This window comes from Streptomyces sp. NPDC002588 (assembly GCF_040295925.1).
GTDB lineage: Bacteria > Actinomycetota > Actinomycetes > Streptomycetales > Streptomycetaceae > Streptomyces.
The window spans coordinates 1-17,966 of record NZ_JBEOWF010000059.1; the positions used below are offsets into that span (position 1 = coordinate 1).

Genomic DNA, 17,966 nt, shown 5'->3' on the forward strand with positions numbered 1-17,966 from the left:
CTCGGCCACCAACTCGGCCTCCGCGACGAATACCAGGACGACACCACCCCCCACCGCCCCGACATCACCGGCAGCCTCCTCGGCAACTACCACCAACCCGCACCCGACGCCCTCCCCCAAGGCCACCTCCGCGAACGCCACCTCCACCTCCTCGCCACCCTCATCGGCGACACCCCCCTACAAACCGCCGACGGAAGCTGGCGGCAGGCCCACGACGCCACCACCCCCACCCCCCGCTCCCACAAATGGGTCGACCCCGTCTCCGAACCCCTCGGCCCAGCCGACGACAACACCGATCGCCCGGAGACCGACACCGTCGCCGCCCGCATGTGGGCGATGCCGAACAGACTCCAGCGCAACGACTCCGACGACGACTCAAACGCAGCCGACTCCGACGAATCCGACTGGGACGCACCCGCGCCCACCCCAGCCACCACATCCACCACCCCCCACTTCACCTGGACCGCCCCACCACCCGTCGCCGCACAGACGCCCGCCCAGACGCCCCCCTCACCGGAGCCCACACCAGACGACGAGGCAGACACCCAGCCGAGCACGTCTCCGCCGCCGGCCGCGCTCTCGCCCGACTCCCTGCCGACCGGTCCCTTCACCGCAGCGACACTCTGGTCGAACGCTCCCGAGCTGCCTGCCTTCGGCGTGATCACCTTGGGCGACGGCAAGACGTTCCCCGTGCTCTATCCGGAGAACCGGGCAATCGCCGACTGGACGGATCCGTACGAGGGGGTGAACGCCTACGACCAGAGGATGGTGGCGACAGGTCAGTACCTGACGCTCATAGCGCAGCGCGCCGAGAGCGTCGTCGCCGACGCCGACGCCTCCCCGATGGAGAAGGAGGCCGCGGCGCGTCTCCTGAAGACGAACGCCCTGCTGGAGACGGACGGATGGCTCCCGGAGTACCGCACCGAGTTCCTGCGGATGCAGATGCTCCTCGGGGAGAGCGACCTGCTGGCCGACCTTCCCGCACGGCTGGAGCCGGACAGCAGCCTCGGCGTTCCGTGGGCGCTCACGGATCCCACCGATCCCGCCCTGCCGGCGGACCGCCAGGTGGGCGGATCCCTGCGCGGTGAGAACGGAGTGTCCTCCCGGTTCCACTCCTGGCTGAAGGAGAACGACGGGGACAGCTACTGGCTTGCCGACTGGGCGATCGGTCAGGGAGCTGGTTCCATCCACCCCAGTTCGCAGTACTTCAAGGTGATGGTCAGTCACTTCCGCCCCCCGCGGGCCGCCGAGGGCTATCACATGTCCACCCTCAGCAGGGAGGGCAACCTCGTCCGCAGCGGCGTGTGGGAGAACGAGCAGGGCAGGGAATTCCCGGTGACCATGTTCTCCTCGGAGTACGTCCGCAGCATGGCCGCTCAACACGCGTTCACCTACGAGATGTTGAACCGGGTGAGCATGCCGAACGTCGACCCGCAGCGGGGGGTCGTCCAGCTGATCCGTCTGGAAGAGCGAAAGCTGCTCGCTCAGTACAACAACGAGACCATGCCTGCGGAGGGCAGCTCCGTACACATGAAGCGCGGCCCGGCGGAGTCGTACAGCCTCATGGGGCCGTACAAGGACCCCACGAAAGCGGAAGGCGACGAGAACAAGGCCACGCTCGGCCCCTTCTGGGTGACCTCCCAGGAAGTGCCGCTGCACCATGTGTTCGGCACCTACCTCCAGAGCCGGGCCTCCTTCGATGGAGAGGCCTGGTCGGAGCACTCGCTCTTCCTGCGCGAGGACGAGAACGAGTTCCTCGCGCTGGGCGAAGGCGCGCGCATCGTCTACCACGGCACCAACACCCCACCCCAGCTGGCCGTCACCGCCGCCACCTCCCAGGACGTGTCGGCCCGGGCCCCCGTGGCCGACCAGGGGTCGTCCGGCGGGTCGGCCACCCGGAACGAGGAGCTCCGTGACCGCCAGGCCCGGCGGTCGCTCGAACGGCTGCGCAAGACCAATGAGTCTCCCGGCACGGAGCCGACCGGGCACGAGGCTCAGCAGAACGAACTGGCCAAGGCCGCTCGGGCACGCAGGTACGCCGCGGAGAAGGCCCTGGAGGAGGCGGGCCGACGTGCCGACGAACTGCGGGAGTTGCTCGACTCCGCGCGCGAACGGCAGCGCACCGCGGCCCGCGCGCAGAAGGTCGCCGCCGGACGCCTGGCCGGGCTCGCGGCCGACGTGAACGACCTCCGGGGCACCACCTCGTCGGTCGAGATGCCGACGGGATCCCTCGCGCGCACACCGGCCCGATGGCCCGACCCGGGCTCCCGGCCCAACCCGCCAAGAGGCCTTACCGCCAACACCGTTCAGGTCACGGCCGCTGACACCGTTGCGCCTTCGCCCGAGGAGTCGTTCTCGGCAGCGTTGTTGCGGGAGGTGAGCCCGCAGTCCGCCCCCGCGCAGGACGGCGAAGGCCGTGACGCCCTCAACCGCTGGCTGTCCGAACGCATTTCGGCCCTCGAGGCCGACGGTGCGCCCCCGATCCCCGGTCTGCCCACCGGTGCGGACACGGCCGACCTGGACGAGATGCACGCACTGGGCGTCGTCCTCGGACCGGGCCAGGCGGCCGAGGCGAGCCTTCTGGGCGGTCGGATCTCCGTGTCCGCGGCGCAGTTGGACATCGGGCAGCGGATCCGACTGCTCGTCAACCGGGCCGCGCCCGGCTCCTATCCGGAGACACTGGCCGCACTGACGGCGGCGGCCTCCGGCCGGAACGTCGTGATCGTCGGCCAGGACGGCGTCGAGCACAGCCAAGGGGACGGAACCGGTGAACCGATCCGGATCGTCTTCGACGGCGTGCGGTATTCGACGCCCTCACCACCCGTGTCGCCTCAACCCGTGCCGCCTCAACCCGCGCAGGAGACCTGAGACATGGCCCGTGCGACCCCCCAGCACACCACGGGAACCGCTGGACCCCGCCACCCCCACAGCTGCTTCGCCAGGAGGACGTCTTGACCACCGCACCGCACACAGCCGGGTCCCCGCAGGGTTCCGAGGGCGAGGCCGCCACGGCGGCCGCCACCACGCCGGACGGAACCTCGGAGCCGGCCGCCGCGGTCACCGCGCCAGGCATCGAACCGGGTGGTGAGCCGGTCGGCAGACCTGCCGGCAGCGCAAAGCCGGAAACGGAGTCGGAGTCGGAGGAGGCGGAAGCGGTGCCGGGCTCCGCCGAGGCCGCCCCCGGTTCCGAAGGCGCGGACGGCACCGCCTCCGCCGAAGGCGCCGCCCAGGCCCAGGGGGCGGACGCCGAGGTGGCCACCGTCACCTCCGGGGACGGCTCCGGCGCGGACGCCGCACGGGAGGGGCAGCCCGGCCGGCCGCCGCGCACCATCCTGGCGGCCGCCGCCATAGCGGGCGCCCTGCTGGTGTCCGTCCCCTTCCTGATCAGCACCCGCGACGACGGCGGCGGCGTCCGGGCCGGTGGTTCCGGCAGCACCGCGGACTCCGTCCTGAAGGATCCCTTCGACGGCGCCCCCGGCGCCTTCGAGTCGGCCACTCCCGTGGCGGGCAAGCCCAACTCGGGCTCCCCAGAGGCGCATACGGCGGACGGCAAGCAGTCGGACGCGTCGGGATCCGGCGCGGCCGGGGGCTCGTCCGGCTCCGGCGGGAGCGGATCGACGAAGGAGGACTCCACGTCGGGCACTTCCTCCTCGACGACAGACGACAAGGCGGCGAGCGGCACCTCGTCGAAGCCCCCCGCCAAGTCCTCGTCGTCCACCTCGTCCTCGTCCTCCAGCAGTGGCGGCACAGCGCAGTCCGGCACCTCCAGCAGCACGACCACGCAGGTGGCCGCCGGAGTTCTGGTCTACAGCCATGCCAGCGGCGGCCGGTGCGTCGACATCGTGGGCGACAAGGGCAAGGACGGATCCCCGCTGGAGATCTGGGACTGCAACGGGAACAACTGGCAGAAGTGGGACTTCCGGTCCGACGGAACCGCCCGTTCCATGGGCCTGTGCATGGACATCGCATGGGCCTCGACCGCCAACGGGGCCGTGATCCAGCTCGCCAAGTGCAACGGGGGCTGGGCCCAGAAGTTCAAGGTCAACTCGTCGCACGACCTGGTCAACACGGCGATCGGCAAGTGCGTCGACGTGAAGGACAACGGGACCGCCAACGGCACACGGCTGCAGCTGTGGACCTGCAACGGCCAGGACAACCAGAAGTGGAGCAAACGCTGACAGCACGGTGAAGACCATGCGGGACGACCGCCCAGCCGCCGTCGTCCACCAGGTGTCCCGCCTGGAGGCATCCCCCCCGGCCGTGATCACGAAAGGCGCGCACCACCAGCTGCGAAGAACCTATTCTGACGATTAGCGCCACGTGGCGAATGGGCACACTCGCTGTCGCCCTCTGCGGCCACCTCAAGCGTGAAGCGGACAGCTCCACCACTCGGCCCTCTGCTCTGGTGACCACGGCCTGACAGAACAGCGTCTGACCAGCATCTTTGCGGAAGCTCTTCCGTCTGGCAGAAGTCGCCTTGCGGAGCCACCGCCGGCGTCAGGACGCTGGCTCCAACCACGGCACGCGGGGCGACGACGCCCCGCCGACAGGGACGGGAACCCCATGCCCCACACGACCACCTTCGCCAGGAACCAGTGGTACAGCTAGCGCATCTTTCTGACCTGCACTTATGTGGGGCGATGAGGCTGTGACCTGCTAGGACGGGTTGCAGAGGCGAGCGGAGGCAGTCAGAGGAAAACACTCTGATTCGACCCCGGTTCGACCCGGGTCGCTCAGAGGCAGTCAGAGGCAGCGACCTCTGCAACTTCCCTTTGAGGGACCCGAGTTGGACGGTGTGGATCACGGGTGGGCAACTCTGACGGGACTCTGGCTCACCCCGGTCGAGCTGCGATGGGGACGCCTGCCTCCACTCGGGGCCAGACGCGCGAAGGCCTCCAGGATGGCCGTCCTGGAGGCCTTGGCCGGCACCGATTGGAGGTCGGTCCCGGACACCACCCGTGGTTTTAGCGGGCCTGGGTGGCGTCCACGTCTTTGCGAGACGACCCACCGTGCCACACAGCACCCACCCGACGAACCCCCAGCAGCGGCACTCTCACCCGTCCGGCCCCTCGGGCCTCTCACACCTGCCTCCGGTTGTTTCCGATCTCGTTCTCCTCGGGGACCTCACCGGCCGCTACGCCGCCGGTAGTTACAGCAGGATCGCCTCCGACGGCCGGGCCGTGGTGCTGCGCGGGGAGCGCCAGGGCGCCGCCGAGCACGGGCACCGGATCACCGCGGCCATCGCCTGCCACGTGGCCCGTATCGGCGGCACCTTCGACCAGCTGACACAGCTCCTGCTGCACCCGGATCATGAGGGCGGGCGGCACGCCCGGAGTATCGCGCTGCGCTCGGGCGAGTCGCGTGCGCTCCACTACATCCGCCGGGTGTGGTCCAGAGCCTCGGAAGCGGTCAGCACCAGCAGGACGCTGGGCTCTCGACACGAGGCGCACGAGGTTCTCGCCGCGCTGCGCGACCGCATCGAGACGACGCCCTGGCGCGGGGAGCGAGGGCGCACCGCGCTGCGGGTCCTGCGGGCCCATCTGAACTTCGCCGAGATCGCCGGCGGACCCCTGCACCACGCCAGCGAACGCCAGACCGCCGAAGAGGCAGGCATCTCGCGGACGACCCTGCGGGCCGTCTACGAGAACGTCCTCAAGCCGCAGGGCTGGCTGCGCCGCCTGCGGGTCGGTCACAGCCGTGAGGGCTCCACTTGGTACCTGAACGTGCTGCCGTCTCGTTTCCGGACCACTCAGTACCCCCCCGACCCGGCACTTGAGGAGTGGACCACCCCTGAGACGGCCACGACGGCCGACATCGACTCCACCGTCCTCGCCCGGCTGATGGGCCACGACGCCTTCGCCCACCACGGCCTGGGCAGCGCCGCCCTCATGATCATCAGCGCTCTGCACCAGCGCCCCCACCAGACCGTTACCGAGCTCGTCGGCAGCTCATCGGTCTCTCGCGCCACCACCTACCGGACCCTGCGACGCCTCGCCGAGCACGGCCTTGCCCATCACACCGGTGAGACCTGGGCTCTCGCGCCGCGTGCGCTGGAGGGTCTCGGCAGCAGCCTCCCGGCTCCCGTTCCCGGACTCGACGCCGTGCTGGCACAAGGCTGGGACGCGGTGGCAGAGCGGCACGACACCAGGGGACTCGCTGCCCAGCGCAAGGCCCTGCACGCGGCCCAACGCACCGCGTACCGCGAGGCGTTGGACCGGCTCGCGGAGCACCGCAGCAAGGCCGTGGTGATCGTCCGCGACGGCCACCAGGTCCTGATCCCCGCGCCACGTCCCGACGAAATCCCGCCCGCCTGGCACACCTCCGATGGGCGGGTCCTCGACCCGGCCACCGGCCGCGCCGCACCCGACTGGCGGGTCGCCACCGACGGCCACTTGATCCTCATCACCCCTACTGACCAGCGCAGTTACGACGAACTGGCCGCCGCCCATACCGAAGCGCTCAGGGAATGGAACTCCGCCGCATGACCCCACAACACCCTCCGGCCTCTCCCACCAAGGGGAAACCTGTGACCCCGGAAGCCTTGCGCGCTCAGTACGAGGCCGGTGCCACGGTCGACGAACTCGTAGCGAGCAGTGGCCTGTCGTACGGGACGGTTCTCAACCGTCTGCGCGAGGCAGGGACCGTGATGCGCACCTCGTGGCAGACGCGCAGGATGCGCGACGGGCAAGCCCGCCGCAATCTCGCGGCTCACCTGCGCCGACTCTACGAGCAACAGGGCGCCACAATCTCGGAGTTGGCCGAGGCGGGGTCCGTGACGCGACGTGCCGCGCGGCGGCTGCTGATCGAGGCCGGGGGCACGCCCCGCACCACCCAGCAGGCACTCCGCATCCGCTCCGCAGCCAATACAGCACGGCGCATGAAGCTCGCGGCATCCCTACGGGCGCGGTACGAGGCCGGCGCCACCGTGCCAGACCTCGCCGCAGAGTGCAGCTACTCCATCGGCAGCGTCTACCGGCTCCTGCGCCAAGCAGGCACCCGCATGCGCCCCAAGCACAACCACGGCCCGGCTCGTACCCGGAAGAAGGAGCAGTCTTGAGCGGACCCGAAGGCGTCCCCAGCCGGGCCAGGCAGTTCAGGGGACCGATGGCGCGTCATCCCGGATGCATCGCTGCTCGGGCTCCTCCTTCGTCGGCAATCAACCGCCCCCGCTCGTCGACAATCTCGCCGGCGCGCCCAAGTCAACGCACCTTTCCCGATTCAGGAGATCAGCACACGTGAGTGAGAACGCCCGTACCAAGACCCTGGCCGCTACTGCGGCCAGCGCCTGGGACGCCTTCGTCATCGTCGTCGGCATGCTCAAGGGCGGCACCGGCAAGACCACCTCCGCCTGGTTCATCGCCCTCTACCACGCCGTCGTCCTCGACCTGCCCACCCTGCTGCTGGACGCGGACGCCACCAGCCAGTCCGCCTACGACTGGTTCAGGGTCGCCCAGGCCGCCGGCTTCGAGATCCCCGCCAACCTGGTCGTCGAGCGGTACCCGTTCGACGACATCGCCGAGTACATCCGGGCCAAGCGGGCCGAGTTCGGCGCGATCGTCGTCGACGCCGGCGGCGGCAGCGCCCGCATCTTCCACGAGGCCGTCACCGAGGCGAACCTGCTGCTCGTCCCGGTCGCCCCCACCAAGATCGAACGCCGCAAGCTCGTGGCCACCTTCGACGAGGCCGAACGCGCCGCCGCCCGCAACGAGCAGGGCGTCACCGCCCACGTGGTCATGGTCAAGGCCGACGACCGCACCAGCCTGCCCGGCCGCGCGAAGGAGCAACTGCTGGAACCCGCCGAGGGCGAGGGCATCGGCCCGGACCGCGACGAGCCGTTCCCGCTCGCCGAGACCACCATCCACTCCTGGGTGCACTACATGGAGGCCTTCGGCGAGATCCCCACCGAACTGAGCGAGTACGCCAACCTGATGAAGGAGCTGACCCAGGCATGACCGAGAAGAACGACAGGCCGAAGCCCCCGGCCCGCCGCACCGGCGGTCGCGCCCTGGGCGGGGCAAAGAAGACGACCCCACCGCCCCCTCCCCCGGCCGCCGAACTCACGCCCGAGCAGTTCGCCGCCGAACAGGCCGTCACCCGGGACGATGGACATCTCTCTGCCAGCGCGCCGCAGGCTCAACCCGCACCTCGCGTCACTCCCACAGAGGCCTCGGCACGGGACCGAACCGAGGCCGTGCCCGAAGTGACACAGGTCTACGCCCAGCCGACTGCCCAGGCGCCGAGCGGCTCCGTGCCGGAGCCGACCGCCAGTCAGCCGGTCGGCCTGGACGCTGCCGCCCCCGAGGCAGGGCCCGGTAGGCAGCAGGTGACGCCTGCGGTCCCAGCTGCCGTGCCTGGAGCACCTGCAGTCCATGCCACGCAACCGGCCGCACCTGCTCCACAGCATGTTCCGTCTCCCGCCGCGTCCACGACTGCTGGCGCGCCCCCCGCCGCCGAGGTGGCAGTTCGCCCTGCCGTCCCTCCGGTCGCAGGCGGTACCGCGTTCCCGGTAAGGACCGAGGAGCCGGGGATGCAGCAGGAACAGTACCGGCGACCCGAGGCAGCGCCCAGCGCGGGAACGCCGTGGGCTCACGGCCCCGGCCGCCCCAAGGACATCCCCGAGACGGCGGTGATCCTCAACCAGCGCATCATCACGCGCGAGAGCCTCGACTCCTCGGTCCCCGCCGCGCTGAAACTGAAGAAGCGCATCAAGCGCTTCGCGCTCGACAACGAACTCGACCACCTACCCATCGGCGACATCGTCTCCGTCGCACTCGACGAGTGGCTCACCGCCCGCGGCTTCTGACACCACGTTCATCTCCCAGGGTGTCCGCGAACCCATGTTTCGTTCGCGGACACCCGTCCCACTGACTATTCCACTAGTCGACTAGGCGGCTAGCTAGTCGACTAGTGGACCTGACCGGAGTCACCCATGCCCGATCTCTCACTCCACGCCCGTCAGCTGCGTGAACTGGCCGACGTGCTCGACGCGCAATCCGACCTGACCGACGACCCGTTGGCGCCGCATCCCGACACATTGGAGGTCATCAGTGGCCGCCATACGAGTCGTGGGCAGATCAACTACGCCGTCCCCGACGCTCTCCAACTACAGCGACGCATCCGCCGGTACCACGCGGACCATGGTGTGCAGCACGGCGACATCGTCGCGCTTGCTCTTGATGCTTTCCTACGCGCCAAGGGCTACCCGCCGGACGCCAAGCCACCGTGACAGACACATCATGAGCAGGCTGGACAATCGACTCTTACTGAGTGGACGTTAAGTCCGATCTTCCTCGGTTCGTGATCGCTCGATCGAGGTACTGATCGTCGGGCAGGCCATCCGCTGGGCATGTGCATGCTGAGATGCGGGCATGGAGCGAGAGCCGTACCCCAGCGACTTAGCGGACGAGCAGTGGGCGTTGATCGAGCCGATGATCACGGCCTGGAAACAGGACCGGGTGGCACGGTCAGCGACCGGAGATCCCGGGTCCTGCGATCTGCGGGAGGTCGTGAACGCGATCTTCTACCAGAACCGGACGGGCTGCCAGTGGCGCTACCTGCCCCATGACCTGCCAGCCTGGTCGGCGGTGTTCTACTACTTCGGCCTGTGGCGCCAGGACGGCCTTGACCAGCGGATCTCCGAACTCCTGCGCTGCCAGGTACGGGAGAAGGCCCGGCGATTAGAGGACCCGTCCCTCGTGATCCTCGATACCCAGTCCGTGCGCGCGGCCGCGGGTGTCCCGAAGACCACGACGGGACTGGACGCCAACAAGAAGGTGTCGGGCCGCAAGCGGGGACTGGCTGTCGACGTGCTGGGGCTGATCATCGGCGTCGTGGTGCTGGCCGCATCCGCCCACGACAACACGGCCGGCACCGCCCTGCTCGATCAGGCTGCCGAGCGGTGCGGGATGCGTCTGGAGAAGGCCCTGGTGGACCAGGGCTTCAAGGACGAAGTCCTCATCCATGGCGCGTTGTTGGACATCGACGTCGAGGTCGTCCGCCGCAACCCGGCCGACCAGGGCAAAGGCTTCGTCCCGCAACCGAAGAGGTGGATCGTGGAGCAGGTCAACGGCACGTTGATGCTGCACCGCAGGCTGGCCCGCGAGTACGACCACCGGCCCGACACGTCCGCCTCGCGGGTCTACTGGGCCTCGATCGCGAACATGACCCGCCGCCTCACCACACCGAGCCCGGCCTGGCGCGACACCCTCGAACTGGCCGCGTGAACGTCATCGAGCTCCTGGACAGCCTCCAGGTCCAGCACGACGAGAGCGCGGCCCGGGCCGGTGAACTACGCGACCAGATCGAGCAGTTGACCGCCGCCCTGGCCGAGACCGAAGCGCGACTCGCGGAGCTGGCTATCACCAGGAAGGTCATCGCCGAACTCGCACCGGCTGGAGGGGAACCCGCACCGCCCGAGACGAACACCGCCTACCAGGCCATCGTGAACGCCTTCAACCAGCACCCCGACCAGGAATTCCGAGCCCGTGAGCTGCACGAACTCCTCGGCATGCCCACCGACGAGGCATCGGTCAACGTCACCCGTGCTCGTCTCGGACGACTCGTCCGCCAAGGCTTCCTCACCCAACCCGGACGAGGTCGCTACCAGAAACGGACTTAACGTCCACTGAAAGGCCATCGGTCGACACCCCCGCCGCCCTTTCGGACCGGCGGGGCATCTCTTGCTCCCGCGACCGCCGACGTCACCAGGTGTTCCAAGGCTGGGCCGTCGCGGTCGACGGTCAGTAGGGACGCGAACCGGCAGACTTTGCGCACGCGGCGGACCCACAACGACGTCGACAGTCACGGGCAAGGCAGGCTACCGAGCAAACGCATCACCGGCTTGAAAGGCTTCGCCGATGTTGATCGTGAAGCTTGGGAAGGATGCTCGCGCCGCCGCTCTACAGTGCCTGCATGGCCTTTCGTTCACGCCGACTTGAAGAACTGTTCGGCGGTGCCCTCGACAGCGTTAACTACGCCGAGATCGTCGGCCTAATCGGCAAGCAGGAAGCGGCCGAAGCAGAGGACCTTGACTACAAGCAGCAGCATTACTCTACAGACCCCAAGAGCCGCGAGGAGCTGGCCAAAGACGTCGCCTCCTTCGCCAACCACCTCGGCGGCGTGGTCGTCATCGGCATGGTCGAGCACGGCGGCGTCCCGTCCCGGGCCTTCGACGTCGACCTGGGGGACCAGCATCTGCGTGACCTTCAGCAGCGCATCGCCTCGACTACTGCGCCCCCCATCCGGTGGGAACCACTTCGCAAGGAGAACCCGGCCAATCCCGGCCACGGCCTCCTCCTCATTGCCATTCCACCAAGCTCGCAAGCACCGCATGCCATCACGATCGCCCCGACGAAGCCCTCCACCACAACGCTGCGGTATCCGCGCCGTGCCGGTACCAAGACCGACTGGCTCACCGAGACGTACGTCGCGAGCGCATACCACCAACGCTTTTCCGCCGCGGCCGACCGAAGGCAACGGATGCGGGATATCGAGCAAGACCTGGTGACCGCTGAACGCAAACGCGACAAGCCTCATCTTCTCGTCACGCTCGTCCCGGATGTGCCAGGCAGGATGCGGATCAATCAGGAGTCATTCACCGACTACAAGCAGGCTCTTCAGGCCACTCAGCCCCTCCTGGGCCTGGACAAACGGCTGTTCCAGCAGGTCAGCGTAGGGGCTCATAAGCTGGTTCTGGATTCTCCGCGAGCACACTCCCGCAGCGACCTCGCGCAGCTCTACGACGATGGATCGGGCATCTGGGCCCAGCCCATCGAAACATGGGTTGACCGGGATGAGGATGTCGATGAGCGGGTGCGTTTTGTCGAGGCAGGCCTGCTCGTCCACCGGCTGATGTCGGCCCTGGCTTTCCTGGCCAGCCATGCACGCGACCGGTGCGGCACTACCGGAACAGCAGCCATTGAAGTCGACTTCGTGGATGAAATGTACTCCCACCCCTACACGCCCCCAGAGCCTGTAGTCGGACGGACGCCACGCGAGCGCGCCTACCCGATGACCGTGGCGTCCCCCGCACCCTTTCCACAAGGTACGCGCACCGCTGTCTACGCCCAGGCTGATATCACGGCCCTCATCGACGACCTCGCAGACGCACGAGTCGGACTCGTCCAGGCCTCGTCACCGCTCGCCGACCAGATCTTCCACACCTTCGGCATTCCGGAGGCACACCCCCTTACCCAGGCCGGTGAGATCCGCGCCTCTGCCTGGCACATCGAACTGCGCGACGCCATCACCTCCTGGGCGCACACACGCGGCATCCCGGTCGTGTAAGCGTTCGGTTCCTGGATAGCGCTTGACCCCGGGCCAGGTTCCGCATCAGTTCCAGGTGGCTGCGCCGGTCACTCTGCGGGTCATGAAGACGAGTGGATCGTGGCCTACGGGCAGTGCCCACCACAGATCTACGAGATCATAATCTGGCAACGGGAACCGAGGCCTGTAGCAGCGAAGGACGGATATGATGGCGACCAACGAGGCAGGTGTCGGAGACCATACCGAAGCGCTTCTGTGGTCTGCCCCCACGGGTCCGCTGCCGGCGCCGCCTATCGACACCAGGGCGCAGGTGCTGCCCATTGGCGATCTGCACTGGCCCGACGCCGAGCGTCTGTTCCTCAGGCTGCTTCACACTGTGCGGCCGGTCCAGTACGCCAAACTCTTCGGTGTCCCGGGCCAAGCCCAAGCCGGGATCGATGCCTACGCTCGGCTTCCGCTCGACCTGGCTGAGGGTGAATCCGGTGGCCGGGACTACATCACTCTGCAATCCCGGCGGGTCAGGACGCTGACCGCGGGCAAGATTGGGAAGGCCGTCGACGACCTCCTGACGGGCGAATGGGCGGACAAGACGGCGATGTTCCACTTCGCCACCTCATTCGATCTGCAGGACACCAAGCTGGACACTGCGATCCGCAAGCAGACCGAACGGCTGGCCAAACTCAAGATCACCTTCGTTCCGTGGGGTGCGCAGGAGGTCTCCAGTCTGCTCAAGGACCAGCCTCGCATCGTCGATGACTTCTTCGGCCGCCCCTGGGTGGAGCGCTTCTGCGGCCCGGACGCAGCCCAACGCCTTGCGCACAACCTGCCTCACCAGGACATCAGAGAACTTCGCGCAGAGTTGCGGGACCTCTACCACGCCGTCTTCTCCGCCCAAGGCGGAGTCCACCCAGTCGAAAACGCGGAGCGAGACAGCCCCTTCGTCATCCTGGACGTCGATCCAAGCCGTCAACGGCCCGACCTCATCGACGCCGAGCAGCCTGAGTCTGCCGTCGAAGAGCAACGTGTGGCAGAGAACCCCGCCAACGGCCATACCCACCTTTCCTCGCGGCTCAGCGCCCATCGGCAGTCGTTCAGATCCGCCCACCAATTGCTCAGACACAGCGACCAGACAGGACCAGCCACCGTCGGCACCGTGGCTGCCGACGAGTGGCTGGCCAGCGGCAAGTACCGGCTACTCATCGGCCGTCCGGGAGCGGGAAAGTCCAGCCTGCTGCGATTCATCACAGCAGACCTTCTCTCGGCCCAGCCGCAGTCTCTCGCGCTGCAGAGACGACACGGCACAGACCTGCCCATCTGGCTGCCGTTCGGGTTCCTGTGCTGCCACCTCGAAGAATCGACGGAAAACTCGCTCGTCTCGGCTGCCGAAGCCTGGCTGAAATCGCAGAGCGCCTCCCGTCTATGGCCGCTGGTCGAGCGCGCGCTGCGGGACGATCGCCTGCTACTGCTCGTCGACGGCATCGACGAGTGGAGCGACGTCAGCACAGCCGAACACGCCCTCGGAATCCTCGAAGCGTTCCTCGGCCGAACGACGGCCTCAGCCATCCTCTCCACACGCCCGTACGCGGTCGACCGGCTCAACTGGCTGCGTCCGTGGGCACGAGCCGAGATCACACCTCTGACAAACCAGCAGCGCCAGACGATCGCAGCCGGGGTCCTCGGGCCAGCCGCACAACCGGAAGACGCAGCAGGCTTCACTCCCGTGTGGAGAGCCGGAGTCGAGGCGTTCCTCGACCAACTTGAAGTCATCCCGGAACTCGCCGAACTCTCCAGATCCCCCCTCTTCCTCACGCTGCTGGCCACGACGTGGCAGGGCGAGCCTCTCCCACGCCAACGGTTCAAGATCTACGCCCGACTCGTCGAACTTCTCATCGAAAAGCATCCGCAGATGCGACAGCGCGCTTCACACGCGCGGGGAGCTGCGTTGCCGAGTACCGAGGTGAACACGCTGTTCGCCGCCGTGGCCTATCGCCTCCGTATCAAGGACCCCGCCGGCACTGTCACCAAGAATGAGATGCGCAGGCTCATCGTCGAGTCGATGACCGACGACGAAGTCCTCGGCTATCAGCTGCCCGAGGCCCGCAGAATCGCCGATGCAGTCCTTGCCATGGCGGAAGACGAGTTCGGACTGATCGTTTCGCACGGCGCCGGCTCCTTCGGCTTCCTGCACCGCGTGGTACTCGACCATCTGGCCGGCCAATACCTGGCCACGCGCCCCGCCGAAGAGCAGATCACGGTCGTACAGCGGTCCGTACAAGATCCGGCCTGGCGCGACGTACTCCTGGCGCTGCTGACCGCGCAGGTCAGCTCTCATACAACGCAACCACTGCTGGCTGCGGCCCTCAACACAAGCGACCAACGATGGACGGACATCGACGGGTACGAGATGCTCGCCGAGGCGCTCTCCGCCGGCGTCAAACTCACCCCGAAAGCGCAGACCAGTTACATCAAACAGCTCGTCGAACGGGTAGAGGTCCATCCCTCTCTACGTCATCGCGCGAACCTCATCACCGCGCTCGCCGGCGCGCTTGCGAACCATGGGACACGCACGCACCTGCTTCCGGTCATGAAACGGTGGCTCACGGCGCCCCGTCCCGATCCGTCGCCGACCATGTGGGCGCTGCGCGATCTCGGCATCGACGACGCCAGTGCGGCCGAATACCTCCTCTGGGGCATTCGACACCCAGACGACCACGTGAAGGTCAACGCGGCAGCAGCCATCGCACACCGATTCAGCGGCCAGCGTCACGTGTTGGACCAGCTGCTGGCGTTCACCGAAACCGGACCGTCCTCGGCGACCCAGGCCGCTGCCCTCCTCGCCCTCGGCGACGGCTGGCCCGACGCGCCCGAGACCACACGCCTGGTCGACTGGGCGCGGCATCAGCCATCCAAGCCGCTCCGACTGGTCGCTCTGCACTCCCTGCAGCGCGGCACCACGTCAGGTGACGCCGCGCTGTACCGGCCAGTGGAGCGAGACTGGCTGCTGTCCCTGCTGTACAGAGAAGACCTTCACTCAGCTCCGTGGCCTGCGGCGGACCTCGTCAAGATCGCAGCGACCGGGAATGCACAGGCAGCCGAGTTCGCGCTGACAACCTTGAAGACGAACGGACGCAATGGCGGCAACCGTGGTCTTGCGTGGTTCCTGGCTTGCAGCGCCTTCGCCGATGACAGCCGCTTCAAGGCCTGGGTGGCCGCACAGTTTTCCGCCCCGGAAGAGCACGGGCTGATCTTGTACGACGCCGGAATGATTCCCCAGCAGTGGCGCGACGACCCGGGATTCGCTGAAGCTCTCCGCCCGTACGTGGACACCGAATTGGGGAGTGTGACGCCTTACCGTGTGGCCAGTCTGGCCACCGTGCTTCCACCCGCCGACGCTCAAACCGTGCTGTTGCGTGGTCTGGACGCCCACCGGCCCTACGCCGCGGCCAGCACACTGGTCGAGCGCTACGGAGACGACGAGCAGGTTCGCACTGCCCTCACCACCAGGCTCCGGGGCGACTTCGATCAAGCGGCACCCATGGCCGGCGTAGCCGTAGACGTGCTCGGTCCTCAGGAGGGCTTCGCCGTCCTGGTGTCCCTGCTGCGCCAGCCGACCACAGGTGACTGGTCCGAGGAGCACGTTGTCGTAGCCGAGGCAGTAGCCAAAGCCTGGAAGAAGTTCGAACACGCCGTCCAAGACGAAGATGCGGAGGCTGAAGCCGCACGGGCGGTGCTTGCGAGCTACGATCCAGCCGAACTGGCAGCCTCGTGCACAGCAGTGAGCCCTCACCCCTTGATGTGGCACGTCCCTGCGGTCATCAACGCCTGGCCTGATCAGCCAGCCGTGCAGGAGTTCGCCGACAAGCTCATCCACGACACAAGACCCATCAGCTCGGGAATCGCGGACACCATTCCTGTCGCCATTCTCAGGGCCTACTGCAACAGGAGCGACGCCCCGTCCCTCCAGATCCTCGACAAGACGCTCTCCTTGCTCAAGCACATCAATGCAGAACTGCGCGAAGTCCTGGTGTTCGAACTTGCGCGCAGCTCACTGTCCGCTGCCGAACTCATCCACGTCATGGCGGAATGGAAGAACGAGCCGGACAGCGAGGTCCGCCGTACGGCGTTCATCGGGCTCGTCCAAGTGATCAAGCGTCACCAGCAGGCTCACAATGACCTGGCAGGCTCCGACACGCTGACGTCCGAGATGGAATGGCTACGCGATGAGATCAGGGACGAGCTGTGCGCCTACGGCCCCCAACTCGAAGAGCGCCGTCAACTGGCATGGATCGGCATGCTAATGCTCGGTGACCCCACGCTGATTGACGGCATCAGGGAAACCATTGGGCACTCCGGTGCGCCCGGCGTCACCCTCGATGTTCTCTACGGCGGTGACGTGGATCAGATTCTTGTGGACCTAGTCGCCGAGAACTGGGAACAGCTGTGCGCCCACTTCGGCGAAAAAATCTACGAACGACTGAACGGAAAGTCCGATAGTCGTCAGCGAACGGCATGCGAGCAGCGGCGACACGTCATCTCAGCACTCGCAACAGTTGCTACCCGCTATCCCGCCATCGTCGAGATGCTGCGCCACGAGGCAGACAGTGACGCTACGCTGCGTCAAGATGAGCATTTCCTCTTGTGGGCCAAAGAGGAGAACAGGGGCGACGAAGGAGTCCTGCGCGCGGTCGTGACCAAGATCGGGCAATCTGAGCACCTACTCGACTCTGTGCTGGACCGCGACAGCTGGACCGTGTCCGATGAGGTGTTCAAGGCAGTCCTTACCGAAGAGTCGATCGTCACCCGGTCAGAACGTGTTGATGTGAGTGACGGGCTAGCAGCCCACTCACAGCTCTTTCCGTCTGACAGCTTGTCCATTTTCGCCCTCCGGGACCTGGAAACATGGTTCACAACAGATCCCGAATCTCGCGAACCCCGCGAATGGGGCAGTTCATTGGCTATCGCGTTTGGCACAGCCCCGCCGCAGGATCTGCCAGCCCTTGCGATCCGCGCTCACACTCGATTCCGTTTGGGCATCTCAGGTGAGCACCTACCCATGTTCACCAGACCACTGATGCGGCGGCTCCGCGTGGACCCGGAAGCTATCGAGGCATTCAAAGGTGCTCTCAGCAATCCTGCAGAAATTCGTGATGCCAGTCCCATAATGGCGGCTCCCTGGGACCCGATTGCTGATGCACACCCGGAGTTGCAACCGTTGCAACGCAGATACCTCTTTGCCGTGGTACTTCGTGAAGCGGGCGCCTTGCCGCAGACAGAGAGGGCAACAACCGCCCGCATCCTCGCATCCGCATCACCCGACACCGTGGTGCACAACCCCTTCACCTACCACGAGGGTCCACTCTGCCTAGCCGTGCTCGACCTCGCAGCACACTGATGGCCTCCCGGAAATCCCGCGGGCAGTGGCTCTGCATACGGAAGTGATTCAAACGGCCGAGCCTGCGATGCCAATGACCGGACCCGAATCGGCACCCGCAAACGACGCCCGTGGAAAAGCCGCGAGTGGGCAGGCCATCCATCTAGCCTGGTCATCCCAGGGGACGCTCCCATCGCCTCAAGCGTTTCTACACCTCCACTCGGCGCTTCGGGCGAGCACGACCCCAAGGTCGCGCAAGCCCTCTCGCGACCCGCCCGGTTTGGCTAGGGCGTCTTCTTTTGGGCTCTGGCCCGGATCTTGTGGAGCGGTC

10 protein-coding genes and 1 pseudogene are annotated in these 17,966 nt (G+C 67.2%); all 11 read left to right on the top strand.

Annotated elements, in window-relative coordinates; translation table 11 throughout:
• Window positions 1-2,868 (top strand): annotated as a pseudogene (locus ABT057_RS43265) (hypothetical protein); the annotation flags it as partial.
• Window positions 2,869-2,951: 83 nt separating this feature from the next.
• A complete protein-coding gene (locus tag ABT057_RS43270; RefSeq protein ID WP_352349788.1) occupies window positions 2,952-4,178 on the top strand; it encodes a ricin-type beta-trefoil lectin domain protein in 1,227 nt (408 codons plus the stop codon).
• Between the two features lie 831 nt (window positions 4,179-5,009).
• Window positions 5,010-6,485, top strand: coding sequence for a helix-turn-helix domain-containing protein (locus ABT057_RS43275; protein WP_352349790.1), 1,476 nt, complete (start codon window positions 5,010-5,012; stop codon window positions 6,483-6,485).
• 41 nt (window positions 6,486-6,526) lie between these two features.
• The gene (locus tag ABT057_RS43280) at window positions 6,527-7,057 is read left to right on the top strand and encodes a helix-turn-helix domain-containing protein (RefSeq protein ID WP_352349792.1); all 531 of its coding nucleotides are present in this window, start codon (window positions 6,527-6,529) and stop codon (window positions 7,055-7,057) included.
• 178 nt (window positions 7,058-7,235) lie between these two features.
• On the top strand, window positions 7,236-7,952 hold the full coding sequence (locus tag ABT057_RS43285; RefSeq protein WP_352349794.1) for a ParA family protein: 717 nt from the start codon (window positions 7,236-7,238) through the stop codon (window positions 7,950-7,952).
• A 575-nt stretch (window positions 7,953-8,527) separates the two neighbouring features.
• On the top strand, window positions 8,528-8,803 hold the full coding sequence (locus ABT057_RS43290; RefSeq protein ID WP_352349796.1) for a hypothetical protein: 276 nt from the start codon (window positions 8,528-8,530) through the stop codon (window positions 8,801-8,803).
• 126 nt (window positions 8,804-8,929) lie between these two features.
• Window positions 8,930-9,226: a hypothetical protein gene (locus ABT057_RS43295; RefSeq protein WP_352349798.1), complete on the top strand. Its 297-nt coding sequence runs from the start codon at window positions 8,930-8,932 to the stop codon at window positions 9,224-9,226.
• A gap of 142 nt (window positions 9,227-9,368) precedes the next feature.
• On the top strand, window positions 9,369-10,223 hold the full coding sequence (locus tag ABT057_RS43300; RefSeq protein ID WP_352349800.1) for an IS5 family transposase: 855 nt from the start codon (window positions 9,369-9,371) through the stop codon (window positions 10,221-10,223).
• Window positions 10,220-10,618: a hypothetical protein gene (locus ABT057_RS43305; protein ID WP_352349802.1), complete on the top strand. Its 399-nt coding sequence runs from the start codon at window positions 10,220-10,222 to the stop codon at window positions 10,616-10,618. Before ABT057_RS43300 ends, ABT057_RS43305 begins: the two co-directional genes overlap by 4 nt.
• A 293-nt stretch (window positions 10,619-10,911) precedes the next feature.
• Window positions 10,912-12,285: an AlbA family DNA-binding domain-containing protein gene (locus ABT057_RS43310; protein ID WP_352349804.1), complete on the top strand. Its 1,374-nt coding sequence runs from the start codon at window positions 10,912-10,914 to the stop codon at window positions 12,283-12,285.
• Window positions 12,286-12,472: 187 nt separating this feature from the next.
• Window positions 12,473-17,656, top strand: a complete 5,184-nt coding sequence (locus ABT057_RS43315) for an NACHT domain-containing protein (RefSeq protein ID WP_352349806.1) — start codon at window positions 12,473-12,475, stop codon at window positions 17,654-17,656.
• Window positions 17,657-17,966 lie beyond the last annotated feature (310 nt).